Origin of the sequence: Streptomyces sp. NPDC050485, assembly GCF_044458185.1 — a bacterium.
Classification (GTDB): Bacteria; Actinomycetota; Actinomycetes; order Streptomycetales; family Streptomycetaceae; genus Streptomyces.
In genome coordinates this window covers 163,614-179,987 of sequence record NZ_JBITHR010000015.1, presented here as the reverse complement: position 1 = coordinate 179,987, position 16,374 = coordinate 163,614, and the positions used below count along the sequence as shown (strand labels likewise).

General features: G+C 71.1%; 17 protein-coding genes. 12 read left to right on the top strand and 5 right to left on the bottom strand.

What is annotated here, in order from left to right:
- The first annotated feature begins 439 nt into the window (after nucleotides 1-439).
- Nucleotides 440-1,018, top strand: coding sequence for a hypothetical protein (locus ACIBK6_RS28010; RefSeq protein ID WP_399054147.1), 579 nt, complete (start codon nucleotides 440-442; stop codon nucleotides 1,016-1,018).
- Between the two features lie 213 nt (nucleotides 1,019-1,231).
- Here the strand turns inward: ACIBK6_RS28010 and ACIBK6_RS28005 are convergent, their stop codons facing one another.
- Entirely contained in the window at nucleotides 1,232-1,444 is a 213-nt protein-coding gene (locus ACIBK6_RS28005) for a hypothetical protein (RefSeq protein ID WP_399054146.1), read from the bottom strand.
- A 250-nt stretch (nucleotides 1,445-1,694) separates the two neighbouring features.
- Here ACIBK6_RS28005 and ACIBK6_RS28000 point away from each other — a divergent pair, with 250 nt between their 5' ends.
- From ACIBK6_RS28000 to ACIBK6_RS27985, 4 genes are read left to right on the top strand one after another with little or no spacing between them, the layout of a single operon-like run.
- A complete protein-coding gene (locus tag ACIBK6_RS28000) occupies nucleotides 1,695-2,231 on the top strand; it encodes an RNA polymerase sigma factor (RefSeq protein ID WP_399054145.1) in 537 nt (178 codons plus the stop codon).
- A complete protein-coding gene (locus ACIBK6_RS27995) occupies nucleotides 2,215-3,015 on the top strand; it encodes a hypothetical protein (protein ID WP_399054144.1) in 801 nt (266 codons plus the stop codon). The genes ACIBK6_RS28000 and ACIBK6_RS27995 overlap by 17 nt, the downstream gene beginning before the upstream one ends.
- Before the next feature lie 22 nt (nucleotides 3,016-3,037).
- Nucleotides 3,038-4,093 carry an ROK family protein gene (locus tag ACIBK6_RS27990; RefSeq protein WP_399054143.1) on the top strand — a complete coding sequence of 352 codons (1,056 nt, stop codon included), beginning with the start codon at nucleotides 3,038-3,040 and terminating at the stop codon, nucleotides 4,091-4,093.
- A gap of 46 nt (nucleotides 4,094-4,139) precedes the next feature.
- Nucleotides 4,140-5,150: an ROK family protein gene (locus ACIBK6_RS27985; RefSeq protein WP_399054142.1), complete on the top strand. Its 1,011-nt coding sequence runs from the start codon at nucleotides 4,140-4,142 to the stop codon at nucleotides 5,148-5,150.
- Here the strand turns inward: ACIBK6_RS27985 and ACIBK6_RS27980 are convergent.
- Both ACIBK6_RS27980 and ACIBK6_RS27975 read right to left on the bottom strand, forming a co-directional pair.
- Nucleotides 5,143-5,451 carry a DUF397 domain-containing protein gene (locus tag ACIBK6_RS27980; RefSeq protein ID WP_399054141.1) on the bottom strand — a complete coding sequence of 103 codons (309 nt, stop codon included), beginning with the start codon at nucleotides 5,449-5,451 and terminating at the stop codon, nucleotides 5,143-5,145. The genes ACIBK6_RS27985 and ACIBK6_RS27980 overlap by 8 nt on opposite strands.
- Nucleotides 5,448-6,284, bottom strand: a complete 837-nt coding sequence (locus ACIBK6_RS27975) for a Scr1 family TA system antitoxin-like transcriptional regulator (protein ID WP_399054202.1) — start codon at nucleotides 6,282-6,284, stop codon at nucleotides 5,448-5,450. Before ACIBK6_RS27975 ends, ACIBK6_RS27980 begins: the two co-directional genes overlap by 4 nt.
- Before the next feature lie 155 nt (nucleotides 6,285-6,439).
- Between ACIBK6_RS27975 and ACIBK6_RS27970 the strand changes: the two genes are divergently transcribed.
- On the top strand, nucleotides 6,440-6,859 hold the full coding sequence (locus tag ACIBK6_RS27970; RefSeq protein ID WP_399054140.1) for a hypothetical protein: 420 nt from the start codon (nucleotides 6,440-6,442) through the stop codon (nucleotides 6,857-6,859).
- Here the strand turns inward: ACIBK6_RS27970 and ACIBK6_RS27965 are convergent.
- Nucleotides 6,841-8,424, bottom strand: a complete 1,584-nt coding sequence (locus tag ACIBK6_RS27965) for a serine/threonine-protein kinase (RefSeq protein WP_399054139.1) — start codon at nucleotides 8,422-8,424, stop codon at nucleotides 6,841-6,843. The genes ACIBK6_RS27970 and ACIBK6_RS27965 overlap by 19 nt on opposite strands.
- A gap of 259 nt (nucleotides 8,425-8,683) precedes the next feature.
- On the opposite strand from ACIBK6_RS27965, the gene ACIBK6_RS27960 reads away from it, so the two are divergent.
- The 4 genes from ACIBK6_RS27960 to ACIBK6_RS27945 all read left to right on the top strand — a co-directional run bounded on the left by ACIBK6_RS27960 (nucleotide 8,684) and on the right by ACIBK6_RS27945 (nucleotide 14,187).
- Nucleotides 8,684-10,045: an aspartate aminotransferase family protein gene (locus tag ACIBK6_RS27960; RefSeq protein WP_399054138.1), complete on the top strand. Its 1,362-nt coding sequence runs from the start codon at nucleotides 8,684-8,686 to the stop codon at nucleotides 10,043-10,045.
- Between the two features lie 123 nt (nucleotides 10,046-10,168).
- Nucleotides 10,169-10,840, top strand: coding sequence for a GntR family transcriptional regulator (locus ACIBK6_RS27955; RefSeq protein ID WP_399054137.1), 672 nt, complete (start codon nucleotides 10,169-10,171; stop codon nucleotides 10,838-10,840).
- A complete protein-coding gene (locus tag ACIBK6_RS27950) occupies nucleotides 10,837-13,248 on the top strand; it encodes a dolichyl-phosphate beta-glucosyltransferase (protein ID WP_399054136.1) in 2,412 nt (803 codons plus the stop codon). The genes ACIBK6_RS27955 and ACIBK6_RS27950 overlap by 4 nt, the downstream gene beginning before the upstream one ends.
- Before the next feature lie 288 nt (nucleotides 13,249-13,536).
- Nucleotides 13,537-14,187, top strand: coding sequence for a hypothetical protein (locus ACIBK6_RS27945; RefSeq protein ID WP_399054135.1), 651 nt, complete (start codon nucleotides 13,537-13,539; stop codon nucleotides 14,185-14,187).
- Nucleotides 14,188-14,241: 54 nt separating this feature from the next.
- On the opposite strand, the gene ACIBK6_RS27940 is transcribed toward ACIBK6_RS27945, so the two are convergent.
- Nucleotides 14,242-14,976, bottom strand: a complete 735-nt coding sequence (locus ACIBK6_RS27940; RefSeq protein ID WP_399054134.1) for an SLATT domain-containing protein — start codon at nucleotides 14,974-14,976, stop codon at nucleotides 14,242-14,244.
- Nucleotides 14,977-15,294: 318 nt separating this feature from the next.
- On the opposite strand from ACIBK6_RS27940, the gene ACIBK6_RS27935 reads away from it, so the two are divergent.
- Both ACIBK6_RS27935 and recR read left to right on the top strand, forming a co-directional pair.
- Complete coding sequence (locus ACIBK6_RS27935; RefSeq protein WP_399054133.1) at nucleotides 15,295-15,630, top strand: YbaB/EbfC family nucleoid-associated protein; 336 nt, start codon at nucleotides 15,295-15,297, stop codon at nucleotides 15,628-15,630.
- 133 nt (nucleotides 15,631-15,763) lie between these two features.
- A complete protein-coding gene (gene recR, locus ACIBK6_RS27930; RefSeq protein ID WP_399054132.1) occupies nucleotides 15,764-16,363 on the top strand; it encodes a recombination mediator RecR in 600 nt (199 codons plus the stop codon).
- Nucleotides 16,364-16,374: the final 11 nt, after the last annotated feature.

The following is a 16,374-nucleotide window of genomic DNA, read 5'->3' as shown; positions in this document are numbered from 1 at the left end:
CGAGACCCTGGCGAGGGGGTGTCCGGTGGTTGGTACCGGGGGTCTGGGGACACAGGGGGCCAGAGCCTCCGCCGGGATCTGGGAAATGCCCGCTGTGGTCCGCTTCGGTGCGCTTGCGCCTGCGCTGGCCAGCGCAGGAGCGGACGGGCCTTGGCGGCGATCCGGCCCGCGGGCGGGTGGGCAATTCCTTGGGGTGCGGGGCGGAGTCCTGAAGGGTGCAGGGGGCGGAGCCCCGCCGGGGTTCGAGGGACGGAGCTCCTCATGGGGTGCAGGGACGTGGCGGTTCGTGGCCGGAAGTGTGTCCGACGACTATTGGACAAGTTGTGAGTTCCGGTCCGGGGCGCGGACCGCCTTGCCATGATTCCCATGTCCATGCCGGATGCCCCTCTTGCGGGGCCGTCCAGGTGGGACAGACGCCAACAAGTGAGGGGAACGCCGGATGGCGAACGAGCTCAAGTACGGCGATCAGATCCACTTGCAGAACGGGTACAACGGCTGGCAGGGCGGCTACCTCGACACCATCAACAACCACACCCTGGCAGGTCTCAAGCACTACGTGGCCACTGCGAACTCGGCCACTCGTGCCAAGGGCACGGGCACGTGGGAGATCGTCTCTGCCTCGGGCAAGGCAGCAGGCCAGCCGGTCCTGAGCGGGGACCTGGTCCACCTGCGCAACCTCTACGCCGGCGACGGTGGCTATCTCGACACCGTCAACCAGGCCACCAGCACACAGCAGACCGTCGGCGGCAAGTACGGCGTGGCCACTGCGCAGTCCCAGGACCGCACCCCGGGCAGTGGACGATGGCGGATCTTCGCCCAGACCTCCACACCCGGCGACCAGAACGTCCGGGAGGGGGACGTCGTCCATCTGTGGAACACCTACGACGACAACGGCGGCTTCCTGGAGGCCAACCAGAACGCCGCAGGCAACACGAACGGCGACAAGCTCGACGTCTGCACCAACGCCTACTTCAACCGCGGTGGCAACGTCGCCGACTGGAAGATCCAAAAGGCGTAACCCGTTCCGGCAACTCCCAGGCCCCGGCCGCTACCAGCGACCGGGGCTCAGCCTTGCCATGGCGACCTTGTCGCCCCCAACGTTCTGGCAGGACGCTTCCAACCGCGCCAACCTCTCGCCCCTGCGCGAGGGGGTCTGGGGCGAAGCCCCCAGGGCTCAGCCTTCCCAGCCCCGAGTCACGGGCGGGCGGGTGGGCAAACCGCCGCAGGTCCCCTACCGCCCCCCGACAAAGAACAACCCCGCCACCACCAGCGCCAGCACCCCCGCCAGCGCGGCCACCAGCGCCGAGGACGTCAGCACGTACACACCCCCAATGCTCGCGGTCACGCCGTTGACCAGTGCCACGACCTCCGTAGGACTGGGCTGTTTCGCACGCTTCTCGCGTACGGAGCCGGAGCCGGTACGGGAACGGGACCTGCGCCTCATTGCTGCCTCACCTCTCTGCGGAGCTGGTTGAGCTGGTTGAACGGGCTTACAGGAAGGGGGCCGAACACCCCCCAGCCCGTGCAACCGCCCATCCGTGCAACGGCGTCGCGCCTCAACCCCCGCCGGGCACCAGCCAGTTGACCCCGCACAACAAACACGCCCGACAAAGCACCCGCCCCGCCGCGCAGCGCATTGCACGGATCCGGCTCCCGCCGCCCCCTATAGGTGACCAACCATCAAGGAGGTGGCCGTGAGCCCCGGTCTGGTGGATTACGACGACTTCTTCCGGGCGGAGTTCCCGAGGACCGTCCGCTACCTGATGCGGGCCGGAGCCGCCTTCGAGGAGGCCGAGGACTCCGCGCAGGAAGCCATGAAGGCGCTGCTGCACAAGTTGCCGGGATGCGAGCACCCCGTCGGCTGGGTCCGTACCACCGCCTGGCGCGCGTACCTCAGGAAGGCCGAACGCGACCGCAAGCGCGTCGCCCTGGAGTCCCTGAACGCCCGCCTGGCACCCCTCGCTCCCCAGCACCACACCGACCACAACCCCGAGGAGCACGCCCAGGTGCTGAAGCTCCTGCGCGAACTCCCGCCCCGGCAGCGCGAAGTACTCGCCCTCGCCCTGGACGGCTACGGCACGGACGAGATCGCCGAACTCCTCGACCTGAAGCCCGGCACCGTCCGCAGCAACCTGCGCCACGCCCGCGCCGCCCTGCGCAGCGCGCTGGAAAACCACCCGGAACCCGACAACCGCTCACAAGAAGGAGGTCCGCATGCCCAACAGGGATGAGCAGGGTCTCGCGACAAGCCGGCCCCACCCGCAGGCCCCCGCCCCGGGAGCCCCGGGAGCTCCGGGAGACGCGGTCCTTCAGCTGAACCAGCTGAACCAGCTGCGCCAGACGCACCCCGCCTTCGACCGCTTCCTGCGCTCCGTCGACGCCGAGGTCGAGACCAGGATCACCGACGACGAGCTGGAGCACCGGCTGCGCCAGATCAAGCAGACCCTGGGCGCCCACGAGGCCCCGCCTCCACCGCCCCGCGTCCACGAGCTGGCCACCCGCGCCGAGTGGGCCGCGTACGGCTACCACGTCGTACGGCTCTGGCTGACCGCAATAGCGACCGCAACAGGCCGGCGGTCAACAGCCCTACAGACAGTGGCACTTGGCCGGGACGACATCGACCCCCTCGCCGTCGAGACCGTCGCCCGCGCCGTCAACAGCTTCCGCGACCGGACCGTACGCCCGGACCGGCTGCCGGAACCGGAGGCCGCGGGGCCGGAGCCGAGGGCGGAGTTCCTCACGGAGTGCGTACGCCACCTGCCGTATGCCCAGCGCAGCCGTCGGCTCATGGGCGAGCACATCCCGTACGACGAGTTCGAGGACGCGGACGAGGTCGAGATCGTCCAGGCGCTGTACGGCTGTGTGGCCCCCGGCCGCGCGGACGCCCTGCGCCGGGTGGCCGGCCGGGAGGACTGGCCGGGCCAGACCGAGGAGGTCATCACGCTCACGCCGATCGCGATCCGCGCCGCCGCCCAGCGCTACCCCGAGGCCGTCGACCCCACCTCCATGCCCTGAACCACCCCGCGCAAGGTGACACATGAACGCGAACGACGACGCCAAGGTGCGGCAGATACTCCGCCGCAGTTACGAACTCGACCACGGGCAGTTCGCGATCGGCATCGAGATCCAGCCCTACAAGCTGGTCGGTGTGCTCGCCGAGGACGACGGCAGAGTGATGGCACGCTCGCGCCGTGACCTGACCGACATGGACCCGGACGAGGTCGTCAAGCACGCGGCCGAGCTGGCCGCGCAGTTGGCGGCAGCCCGGCTCGGCTCCGGGTTCCCGAGGAGCAGACTCTGCCTCGGCGTGCAGGTCGGCGGCCCCGTCGACCCGGACACCGGCATGGTCCTGCACCTCCTGAACGCCCCCGACGACCGGGGCAGGGATAGGCCGCCGCCCTACGAATGGGTGGACTTCCCGCTCGGCCCCGAGCTGGCGTCCGCGTTCGGCTGCGCCACCGCCCTGGAGAACGACGCGCACGCCTTCGCCGCGTACGAGCAGCGGCTCGGCGTGGGTGTCGAGTGCGCGACGTTCGCGGTCATCCTGATCCGCGACGGCGTGGGCGCGGGAGTGGTCGTACGCCGTGAACGACTCGCCGTACCCATCGAGTTCGGGCATTTCCAGGTGTGGCCGCGCGGGCGGGCCTGCGACTGCGGGATGCGCGGCTGCATCGAGAGCCAGCTCGGCAATCGGGCGCTGCCTGCGGTGGTCAAGGAGCGCACCGGGCGGGAGCTGGACGGCCTGGAGGCGGCGATAGCGCTCGCCGACGGCGGCACCGCGCAGGCGGTCGAGGCGATCGCCGCGTTCCGCAAGGCCGGGGTGTCGCTGGCCCGGGGCATCGCCACGCTGCTCACCACGTTCGGGCCGAGCCAGGTCGTCATCTACGCCGCCGGAGATCTCATCACCGGCGGGCCGGGCCGCCGCGCGGCCAACGCCTTCCTGCGCGCGCTGCGGAGCTTCCCCGACCACACCTTCCAGATCAGCCGCAACTGCCACATCGTCACCAAGGAGCTGGACGCCGTACGGGGTGCGCAGGGCGCCGCTCTGATCGCGCTGCAGAACTGCTTCGGCATCCAGCTCCAACCTCACTGACCCCGCTAGTCCCGCAAATCCGCTAATCCCGCTAGGAGTACACCGCATGGCTTCTTCTTCCGCCCCTCACGAGCGCCCCGCGCGCTCCATCGGGCTCGACGTCGGAGGCACGAAGATCGCCGCCGGAGTCGTGGACGCCAAAGGTCAAGTCCTGGAACGTGTACCGCAGTTGCCCTGCCCGGCGGACGATGCGGAGGCCGTGCTGCGGACCGCAGCCCGGCTCATCGACGGACTGCGCGACCGCCACCCCGGCGTGGTCGCCCTCGGTGTCGGCGCGGCCGGTCTGGTCAGCTGGCCCGAGGGCCGCATCCGCACCGCCCCCAACAACGCCTACCGCGACCTGCCGTTCCGCCAGCTCCTTGAGGACTCCACCGGCCTGCCGACGGTGGTCGACAACGACGCCAACGCCGCGTGCTGGGCGGAGTACCGCATGGGCAACAGCGCCTCGTACATGGCGTTCGTGACCGTCGGTACGGGTGTCGGCGGCGGGATCGTCCTGGACGACCGGCTTTTTCGCGGCCGCACCGGCATCGGCACCGAACTCGGCCACATGATCGTCGACCCGCGCGGCGACCAGCGCTGCGGCTGCGGCACGATCGGCTGCCTCGAACCCCTGGCGTCCGGCCCCGCGCTCGGCCGGTACGGCAGCGCGGCCGCCGCCGCCGACCCGGGCGGGCTGCTCGCCACCCTCGCGGGCGGCCCGTCCCGGGTGACCGGCGAGACCGTCTCGGCGGCCGCCCGCGCCGGAGACCCCACCGCCCGGGCCCAGTTGGCGCATCTCGGCCACTGGCTCGGCATCGGCATTGCGACGCTGGTCAACCTCTTCGACGTCGAGCTGGTCGTGGTCGGCGGCGGGGTGGCCGAGGCCGGAGACGCACTCCTCGCCCCGACCCGCCGCAGTTTCGAGCGCTACGTCACCGCACGCGGCTGCCGCCAACTCCCGCCCATCAGGCCCAGCTTGCTCGGCCCCGGCGCGGGCTGGATCGGCGCGGCACTGCTCGCGCTGGACGCCTACGACGAGAACGCCCTGCGCGGCACCCGCGCCGCCCTCAACTGACCGGAGTCCCTTCCCAGTCCAGGAACGCCGTCCACGCGCGAGGATCGACAGCGAGGGAGGGCCCATGGGCCACCTTCGAGTCCCGTACGTGGACGGCTTGGGGGCAAGTGGCTACCTCTACGCAGTCGCCGCCACTGCTGTCGCTGTGCGAGGACTTGCGCCAGGGGAGGGCCACCTCGACGCACTCCCCGCCGCTTGCATTGCTGTACGAGGACTTGCGCCAGGTGAGAGCCACCTCTACGCAGTTGCCGCCGCTATCGCTGCTGTAGCTGGACTTGAACCAGTGCAGGGTGTTGCTCATTGATACTCTCCCGCCAACTCCTCGATGAGGCTCAGTGATTTGCGAGGATCCAGAGCCTGTGCTCGGATCTTCGCATAGCGCTGCGCATACGTACTCACCTTTGCAGGGTCGCTGAGCAGGATGCTCTCGTCCTGAACCTCCAAGTACACCAGGTGGTCGTGCTCAGGTGTCTCCACCAGGTTCAGCTCGCCGCGTGCACCGGCGTACTCGCCGGTCAACCCAGAGTCCATCTCAAGGATTTGGAGCGTTACGTTGCGGCGCCGGATGCACTCCGCGAGATGCAGCAACTGGCCCCTCATCACCTCCGGCCCGCCGATCACGCGCCGCAGCACGGACTCCTCCACCACCAGCTCGATGTGCGCGACCGGCGTGCGGTCGAAGAGGGCCCTCCGTGCCATCCTCGCCTCGACCAGTTCCTCGACCCGCTGCTCGGGCAGGGGCGGGTAGCCACCGCCGATGAGCGCGCGGGCGTACTCCTCAGTCTGAAACAGCCCGTGAAGTACAAGCGTCGCGTACAGCCGCAGCACCACCGCCTTCTGCTCCAGCAGCGCGTAGTCCTGGAACTGCACCGGGTACTTCTCCAGGCGTACGAACACGCGCGCCTCCTCGAACACCCCGAGTCCGTCGCCGAGCACCTTTTCCAGCTCGACCAGCATGTCGTCGGACGCGGGCTGGGCCAGCGTCTCCATGGCGCTCACGGCGGCACCGGAGAACCCCAGCTGCTTGCCCAACTGCTCCTGCGTCCACCCCTTCCTAACGCGCAATTTGCGGGCCAGATTGGCGACCATCTGCGCCGTCGGTCCCGCCGTCACTTTGTTTTCCGCTCGTGCCATTGCGATCACGCTCCGACTCAACCGGTCTCAACCGGTCACAACTCAACCCCGCCGAATTCGACTCGCTGCAAGGGGAGTTGGGGCTGGTCAACGGCTGCCCGACGGTCCCTGCGCGGCCATGGAAAACGCTAGCGCCGCAGCCCGAAAATGTCCTCGTGGATACGAAAAACTGCGAAGTAAACTTCAATTGGATCCCGCTCACCGGGCACCAACTCCGAAAAGCGGGTGTGCAATTCGACGCCGTACGGATGGACGGTGAAGGCGGGCTGCGCACGGCCGATGCGCTGGAGCGGCTGACCGGGGGCGACCCGGGGCCGGTGGTCGCGGAGGCGAACGGGCAGCGGGCGGTGTACTTCTTCGTCGCGCCGGGCAGCACCTCGCACCGGGCCTGGCCCGTCGGGGTCACACTCTTCAACTCGGTGTCCAACACGGCCAGTTACGTGCCGGTCCCGGCGCTGACGGGGCACACCTGGCCGCTGTGGTGGCGGTGCTTGCCGTCGGGGCCGGATCGTTTCGTGCACACGCTGCTGCTGCGGTCCGTGGTGACCCTGCTCGGTCAGTGGCCTTTCGTGTAATCGAGGAACTCGCCGGAGCCAACGGTTTGTCGGTGCAGTCGGCCGTCGGGCAGCAGGGTGAGGGTGCTGGGTCTTCCGGGGTTGCAGGCGCCGGTCGAGCCGGGAGTGACCTGGGAGGGGCCGATCTGGACTCCCGGGTCGGTCGCGGTGAGCGCGTGGGTCAACTGGGCCCGGAAGACGCAGTGGTAGCCGCTGCCGTCGGCAGTGAGCGTGAGCACGGTGTCGCCGACCTGGCCGGGCCGGATGACAAGGCTCCGGGTGTTGCCGCCCGCGATGGTGGCCGACCAGGAGCCTACGTACTGCTGCGGTATCCCGCCGGGTGTGGCAGGGGACATGCCGTCGTGGCTGCTCGAACTGGCCGATGGGGAAGGGGAGTTGGAGAGTGGGGGAGTGGCGCCCCGGTTGTCCTGCGGCCCGGGGCCGCCGCTCATGTACGCGTACACCGACCCGCCCGCCACTCCCGCGACCACCAGCGCCACCGCGATCAGCGCCGCCGTGGACTTCGCGCTGCGGCGGAGCGGCGGCTCGGGGGCGTACGGGGCGTACACCGCAGACGGATAGCCGTGCGGGGCGGGCGGTGCCGCCTTCTGCGGCGGGACGGGCTGGGCCGAGGCGGGTATGTGCGGCGGGGCGGGGGGTGCGTCGCTCGGTGAGGGCGCGGGGGTCTCCTCGGCGAGCAACTGCGCGGCGTGGCTGGCCAGTTCGGCCACCAGGGGAGCGGGGAGCCACGGGGTGTCGGGGTCTTCGTGGACGCGTCGCAGGATGCGGTCGGGGCCGGGGCGGGCCGCCGGGTCCTTGTGCAGGCAGTCGCCGATCAGCTCATGGAGCGACTCGGGTACGCCGTCGAGGTCGGGCGGCTCCTGCGCGATGCGGAACATCAGCGCGTGCGCCCCGCTCGCCGCCTCCCCGAACGGCAGCCTGCCGCTCGCCGCGTACGCCAGGACCGAGCCGAGGCAGAAGATGTCGCAGGCCGGGGTGATCTCGTCGCCGCGCACCTGCTCCGGCGCCATGAACCCGGGCGAGCCGATGAGCGCGCCGGTCCGCGTCAGACCGCCGTCGGGGCCGGCCTCCAGGGCGCGGGCGATGCCGAAGTCGATGACGCGGGGGCCGTCGATGGTGATGAGGACGTTGGAGGGCTTGAGGTCGCGGTGCACGAGCCCGGCGGCGTGGATGTCCTTGAGCGCGTGGGCGAGGCCGCGCGCGAGGCTGCGTACGGAACGCTCGGGCAGCGGGCCGTGCGGGCCCGCCACGACGGACTGGAGGGAGGGGCCCGCGACGTAACCGGTCGCGACCCAGGGCACGGGCGCCTCGGTGTCGGCGTCGAGCACGGGCGCCGTCCACGGCCCGGCGACCCGCCGCGAGGCCGCCACCTCCTGCCGGAACCGCCTGCGGAACTCGTCCTGCTCGGCGAGCTCGGCCCGCACCAGCTTGACGGCGACCGTACGCCCGCGATCGGACCGAGCGAGATAAACCTGCCCCATCCCCCCGCCCCCGAGCCGCCCGAGCAGCCGATACGCCCCTATCCGCTCCGGATCCCCCGGCCCCAAGCTCCCCGATATCCCCACGTCAGCCGCACCTCCCCCGATCCCACCGCCCCCACGCGCCGAGAATAGTGCGGCTTCCCTGGCGGGTAGCGATGGGAGTGCGGCTTTCCTGGCGCGCGGGACAGGGTGTGTCGTCTGCTGCGGGCTGTCTGTGGCTGGGCGCGCAGTTCCCCGCGCCCCTAGCTTCCCCCCCGCACCCCGACACCTTGCCGAGCCCCGCGCGTCAACGTGGACAAGGTGGCCATGGCTGGTCCCATCTGGGGTTCCTTACCCTGGGGGCATGACCCCTCAAGGCATCCCCGATCCGCAGGCGGGCGCGGCTGTGAAGGCCGCCGACCGTGCGCACGTGTTCCACTCCTGGTCCGCCCAGGGCCTGATCGACCCGCTCGCCGTGGCCGGCGCGGAGGGGTCCTACTTCTGGGACTACGACGGCAACCGCTACCTCGACTTCACCAGCGGCCTCGTCTTCACCAACATCGGCTACCAGCACCCGAAGGTCGTCGCGGCGATCCAGGAGCAGGCCGCGACGATGACGACGTTCGCGCCCGCCTTCGCCGTGGAGGCCCGCTCGGAGGCGGCCCGGCTGATCGCCGAGCGCACCCCTGGGGACCTCGACAAGATCTTCTTCACCAACGGAGGCGCGGAGGCCGTCGAGAACGCCACCCGCATGGCCCGCCTCCACACCGGCCGCCACAAGGTGATGAGCGCCTACCGGTCGTACCACGGTGGTACGAACACCGCGATCAACTTGACTGGTGATCCGCGTCGTTGGGCCTCCGACAGCGGCTCGGCGGGCGTCGTGCGGTTCTGGGCGCCGTTCCTCTACCGCTCGCCCTTCCACGCCACCACCGAGGCGGAGGAGAGCGCGCGTGCCCTGAAGCACCTTGAGGACACCATCGCCTTCGAGGGCCCGGCCACCATCGCCGCGATCATCCTGGAGTCCGTGCCCGGCACCGCCGGCATCATGACCCCGCCGCCCGGCTACCTCCCCGGCGTGCGCGAGATCTGCGACCGGTACGGGATCGTCCTCATCCTGGACGAGGTCATGGCCGGGTTCGGCCGTACCGGCAAGTGGTTCGCCTGCGAGCACTACGACGTCGTGCCCGACCTGATGACCTTCGCGAAGGGCGTCAACTCCGGGTACGTGCCGCTCGGCGGCGTCGCCATCAGCGGGCGGATCGCCGAGACCTTCGAGCACCGCCCCTTCCCCGGCGGCCTCACCTACTCCGGGCACCCGCTGGCCTGCGCCGCAGCCGTCGCCACCATCAACGTGATGGCGGAGGAGGGCATCGTGGAGCAGGCCGCGCACATCGGCGCCACCGTCCTGGAGCCCGGCCTGCGCGAGCTCGCCGAGCGGCACCCCTCGGTGGGCGAGGTGCGCGGCACCGGCGTGTTCTGGGCCCTGGAGCTGGTGCGCAGCAAGGAGACGCGCGAGCCGCTCGTCCCGTACAACGCGAGTGGCGCGGACAACGCGCCGATGGCCGCGTTCGGCGCCGCGTGCAAGAAGAACGGGCTGTGGCCCTTCATCAACATGAACCGCACCCATGTCGTGCCGCCCTGCAACATCACCGAGGCCGAGGCCAAGGAAGGCCTCGCGGTCCTGGACGAGGCACTGACGGTGGCCGACGAGCACACGGTCTGAGCCCCCCAGCAGGCTGACGAGCACACGGTCTGAGCCCCCCGGCCGGGGGCAAAAGCCCGCTCTCCTTTGTCCGGTTTCCGGGCACACCATAGGGTGGCTCGAAGCCGGAGAGGGGAGCGAGCCATGCCCGCGAGCGGAGCGGTCACCCGCAGCACTCTTCGGCAGCAGATCGCGGACGCGCTGCGTGACGAGGTGCTCGCGGGGCGTATGCAGCCCGGTGTGGACTTCACGGTCAAGCAGATCGCCGAGCAGTACGGCGTCTCCGCGACGCCCGTGCGGGAGGCGCTGGTCGACCTCTGCGCCCAGGGCCTGCTCGACTCCGACCAGCACCGCGGCTTCCGCGTGCGGGTGTTCTCCGTGGAGGATTACAAGGGCATGGTCGCGGCGCGGGCGCTGGTGGTCGAGGGGATCTTCCGGCGGGCCGTGCTGCCCGGCTCGCTCGGAGCGTACGAAGCGGCCCTCGTCTCGGTACGCCGCCGCGGCGAGGAGGCCGCGCGGGCCGCCCGCAGCGGCGACCTGAACATCCTGGTCGGCTACGACCTGCGATTCTGGCGGGAGCTCGGCGCACTCGCCGGGAACGCGTACATCTCCGACTTCCTGCACCGGCTCCGCATGCAGAGCTGGGTGTTCGCGGTGCCCCACCTGCGCGGCCACGCCGACCTCAGCGACTGCCTGTGGACCGGTCACGGCGAGGTGGTCGACGCGATCGGCCGGGGCGAGTTCGAGCGGGCGCAGGCCCTGATCGCCGCGTACAACGACGACTCCCTGGCGTGGGCGGAGCGGCTGCCCCGGTGAACACCGACCCGGCCGGACAGGTCGAACTGAGCGTCGTGGTCCCCGCGTTCAACGAGGAGCAGCGCCTCGCGCCGACCCTCGAAGCGATACGGGCCCACCTCGGCGACACCTGCACCTGGGAACTGATAGTCGTCGACGACGGATCGACCGACGACACCGTCCGCATCGCCCGCGAGGCCGCCGCCCGCGACCCCCGCATCAACGTCGTGGCGAGCGGCTCCAACCGGGGCAAGGGGCACGCCCTGCGGCTCGGGGTGCTCGCCTCCTACGGACGCCGGGTGCTGCTCACGGACGCCGATCTGGCCACGCCCATCGAGGAGTTGGACCACCTCGCCAAGGCGATGACCGGGGGTGAGACGGCCGCCGCGATCGGCTCGCGCGCCCACCCCGACGCGAACATCGAGGTCCACCAGAGCCGGCTGCGCGAAACCCTCGGCCGGATGGGCAACCGCCTCATACGGGCCGTCGCCGTGCCCGGCATCCGCGACACCCAGTGCGGCTTCAAACTGTTCGACGGCGAGAAGGCGCGCGCCGCGTTCGCGGATGCCCGGCTCGACGGCTGGGGCATCGACGTGGAGATCCTCCAGTTCTTCCGCCGCCGGGGCTGGGCGGTCGCCGAGGTGCCGGTGCGCTGGTCGCACCAGGAAGGTTCGAAGGTGGGCGCGGCGGACTACGGCAAGGTCCTGTGGGAGCTGGCGCGCCTGAAGGCGCGGACGGTGCGGCGCGTGGACCTCGCCCTGGGCGCGCTGTTCCTGCTCTCCTCCGTACTGCTCTACAAAAACCTCTGGGCGGACCTCGGGCGGAGCTATCTCACCGACTCGATGCGGGACCAGAACCAGTGGGAGTGGTTCTTCGCGGTCACCGCGGACAGCGTGGCCCATCTGCGCGACCCGCTGTTCACCACCGTCCAGAACTTCCCCGACGGCGTGAACCTGATGGGCAACACCCCGATGCTGGGCCTGTCCGTGCCGTTCACGCCGGTGACGCTGGCCTTCGGGCCGACGGTGACCTGGGCGCTGGTCCTCACCCTGGGGATCGCGGCGACGGCGTACGCCTGGTACTGGCTGTTCGCCCGCCGGGTGACGGAGAACCGCTGGGCGGCCGGGCTCGGCGGCGCACTCGCGGCCTTCGCGCCGCCGATGATCTCGCACGGCAACGCGCACCCGAACTTCTGCGTCCTGTTCATGATCCCGCTGATCATCGACCGCGCGCTGCGCCTGTGCGAGGGCGGGAACGTCCGCCGCGACGGGGTGATCCTGGGCCTGTTCACGACGTACCAGATCTTCCTCGGCGAGGAGGTGCTGCTGCTCGCCTCGCTGGGCATGGCGCTGTTCGCGCTGTCGTACGCCCTGGCCCGGCGCGAGGTCGCCCGCGCGGCGATCCGCCCGCTGGCGCAGGGCGTGGGGTACGCCCTGGGGGTCTGCCTGGTGCTGCTCGCGTACCCGCTGTACTGGCAGTTCGCGGGCGCGCAGAGCTATCAGGGCGTGCTGCACGGCGACAACGCGGGCAATTCACCGCTCGCGCTGATCGAGTTCGCGGGGCGCTCGCTGCTGGGCGACGACGCGACGGCGGACAAACTGGCCCTGAACCGCACCGAGCAGAACGCGTTCTACGGCTGGCCGCTGGTGGCGCTGGCCCTCGCGCTGGTCGTACGCCTGTGGCGCGAGCCGCTGGTCAAGGCCCTCGCCTTCACGGGCGCGGCGGCCGCGCTCCTGTCCCTCGGCCAGAAGATCCGCATCCCGTACACCGATGTGGTGTTCCCCGGCCCCTGGAAGCTGCTCGCGCACCGCCCGCTCTTCGAGTCGGTGATCGAGGGCCGGGTCGCGATGATCTGCGCGCCGGTCCTCGGCGCGCTGGTCGCGCTGGCGGCGGGGCGCCTGGCCCGCAGCCGGGTCCGCGCGAACAGGGCGGTCGGCTTCGCGGCGATCGCGCTGGCGCTGATCCCGATCATCCCGACGTCGTTCCCGACGAACGCGCGCCCGGCGGTGCCGGACTTCATCGCGTCGGGCCGGTGGAAGCAGTACGTGCCGCCGGGCAGATCGCTGGTCCCGGTGCCGCTGCCGGACCCGGGCTCGGCGGAGGCACTGCACTGGCAGTCGGCGACGGGCCTCGGCTTCTCGGTCCCCGGCGGCTACTTCAACGGCCCCTGGGGCCCGGACCGCATCGGCATCTACGGAGCCTCCCCGCGCTGGACGTCGAACCTCTTCGGCGACATCCGCTCCGGCAAACCGGTCCCGGACATCGGCACGGCCTGGCAGAGCCAGGCCCGCGAGGACCTGGCGTACTGGCGGGCGGGAGTCCTGGTCCTGACGCCGCAGCCGAGGGCTCCCGAACTGTACGAGGCGGTCACCCGGCTGCTCGGACGGCCGGGCATGAAGGTGGACGACGTGTGGATCTGGCAGGTGTGACCGTCTGCGCCGCCGGAATCCGGGAGATGTGACCTCCCGGTCCGGGGGGTGCGACCGCCGGGTCCGGCAGGTGTGACCTCCCGCAGCCACCCCATCCGGCGGATGTGACCTCCCGCGCCGCCGCCCGGCCCCGAGTAACGGCCGGACGGCTGGGTAAACCCCCGGGGCCGGGGCCGTGGGGGATCCGGTCACCCCGCACCGGGAGTTGACCGGCACTCTTCGCGCAGAGTGCCCAGCGCACTACGCTGTCCCGACCATCGCACGAAACGAGTTGAGAGCGAGCCCGCTTTGGCCTGTGACCTGTGGCTGGTCCCCCTCGTCGACGTGCTGTGCCACAGCCCCGACAACCCGTTCGCCGAGGAGATCGCCTCGTACGACAAGGCGCTCGGCGACGCCGGGCTCCCACCGGTGCCGGTCTTCGCGTACATGCCGGGTCTCTCCGGCGATGTCGCGCCCGTGGCCGGGTTCGACTACGACGCCCTGCACTTCCTGCGCCGTGCCTATCTGCTCCAGCTGTGCGGCCTCGCGGTGACCCCGGTCGACGAACTCGGCGGCGACTACGAGCAGTTGCTGGAAATGTTCGAGGCGACCGCGCAGCAGTCGCACCTGGTGTGGCACTACGACCACGCGGGAGCGTACGTCCCCGTCGACTTCCGGGTGCCGCTCTCCAGCGAGGAGCTCCTCGCGGGCGGCGGACCGCTCGGCTCCGCGCAGGGGCTGCTGCGGGAGCTGGAGTTCGTGGGGCCCGCGATCGGGATAGATCCGGCCAACCCGCCGTCCGCGCCCGCGCCCCCGGACCGGCCCACCTCCCTTGAGGAACCGGCCGGGCCGATTCCGTACGACGAGAGCCCGTTCGCCCGCGAGCGGCATGTGTGGCTGGGGCTGCACGCGGCCGCGACCCGGAGCCTCGCCCAGGGCTCAATGATCATCTTCAGCTGAGGCACCGGCTCTGCGGGTACGGAGCGGGCCCCCCGGCCCTCGCGCGGCTGAACCCTACCGAGGCCCCTCCGGCGGCCGCTGCCGCGGCATGTTCGGCCGCGCGGCCGGCGGCAGGGGCAGCCGGCCGGGGCCGGGGGGCCCGTCCGTGCGCGGGGCCGTCGCGCTCAGCGTCTGCATGACGAGTGGCGCGGGACCCGCCCGGAACTCCACCATCCAGTCCGCCGTCTCCGAGCGGACCAGTTCCGTCACGTCCTCGGTGAACCGGCGCAGCAGCGCGAGGCAGCGCTCGGCCGCCTCGCTCGCGGTGCCCTCGGTGGGCCCGAGGACCTCTCGTACGCTCTCCGAGGCCCAGTCGAACTGCAGCGCACCGAGCCGCCGCTGCACGGCCTGCGCGGTGGCCACGTCCCTTATCCAGCCCGAGGTGAGACCGAAGTAGCGGTCACACGCCATGCACGCCCCGCCGAGCAGCAGACTGAGGTAGCCCCAGCCCGCGGCGCCCGCCAGGGCGCGCGTCAGATCGAGCAGCGGCAGCACGGCCCCCGCGATCGCGCCGCCCGCCGTACCGGCCCGCAGGGCGCGCGCGCCGCGGCGCTTCCAGAGCCGGTCGGCGAGGTACCAGTCCGCGGTGCGCAGCGCCCCCGCCTCGACCCACCGGTACAGCTCGTCCAGGCGCTCAGCGGGCTCGCCCCAGTCGCCGGGCGGGAACGGCCGACCGGTCAGATCGCCGGTCTCCCCGCCGGGCCGGGCCGGTCCCGGGGGCCCCTCGGGCTGCATCTCCGGCTGGCTCACCCGGCCGCTCCCTCCGCGCTGCTGCTGTGACCCTCTGTGACGTACAGGCACCTCGAAACCACGAGTGACGTAGCAGGCGCCTGCGATGCGCGTGTGCGTACCGATGCGCCCCGCCAGCCATTCCTACCGCCGAATGGAGGGCCCAGGGGGTCGATATCCCGGTATTTCCGCCCGGAAGTGGCCCTTGATCAGGTATAGGAACGCACCTCGCGTCACTCGAAAGAGTTGCGGAGCAGGGCGCCTGTCGACCACGTAGGCTCGGAGTGCCGAAAGCGACAGCGGAAATCGACCCTGTCCGACCGAAACCCGGAGTGAAACGTGATCCCTGGTGGTGGCCAGCCCAATATGCAGCAGCTTCTCCAGCAGGCCCAGAAGATGCAGCAGGACCTCGCCCGCGCCCAGGAGGAGCTGGCGGCGACCGAGGTCGACGGCCAGGCCGGCGGCGGTCTGGTCAAGGCGACCGTGACCGGTTCGGGCGAGCTGCGTGCCCTCGCCATCGACCCGAAGGCGGTCGACCCGGAGGACACCGAGACCCTCGCGGACCTCATCGTCGCGGCCGTGCAGGCCGCCAACGAGAACGCCCAGGCGCTCCAGCAGCAGAAGCTGGGCCCGCTGGCGCAGGGCATGGGCGGCATGCCGGGCCTGCCGTTCTAGCGGCCGGACCCCCGGGCGTACCGGCGTAGGCCCGCCCGCCCGGACGCAAGACGCGCGCCCACCCTACTGGGGCGGACGTACAGCAACTACCGTAAGCATCAGAGCACCAGCGCGACCCACGAAAGGCGTTCCGTTGTACGAAGGCGTGGTTCAGGACCTCATCGACGAACTGGGCAGGCTGCCCGGCGTCGGTCCCAAGAGCGCGCAGCGGATCGCCTTCCACATCCTGCAGGCCGAGCCGACCGATGTGCGCCGTCTCGCCCACGCCCTCCTTGAGGTGAAGGACAAGGTCCGGTTCTGCGCGGTGTGCGGCAACGTGGCGCAGGAGGAGCGGTGCAACATCTGCCGCGACCCGCGCCGCGACGAGAGCGTCATCTGCGTGGTGGAGGAGCCCAAGGACGTGGTGGCCATCGAGCGGACCCGCGAGTTCCGCGGGCGCTACCACGTGCTCGGCGGCGCCATCAGCCCGATCGAGGGCGTCGGCCCGGACGACCTGCGCATCCGCGAGCTGCTCACCCGCCTCGCGGACGGCTCGGTCACCGAGCTGATCCTGGCCACCGACCCGAACCTGGAGGGCGAGGCCACGGCGACGTACCTCGCCCGCATGATCAAGCCCATGGGTCTCAAGGTCACCCGGCTCGCCAGCGGCCTGCCGGTGGGCGGCGACCTCGAGTACGCCGACGAGGTCACCCTGGGCCGGGCCTTCGAGGGAAGGCGGCTGCTCGATGTATGACGCCCACGCGG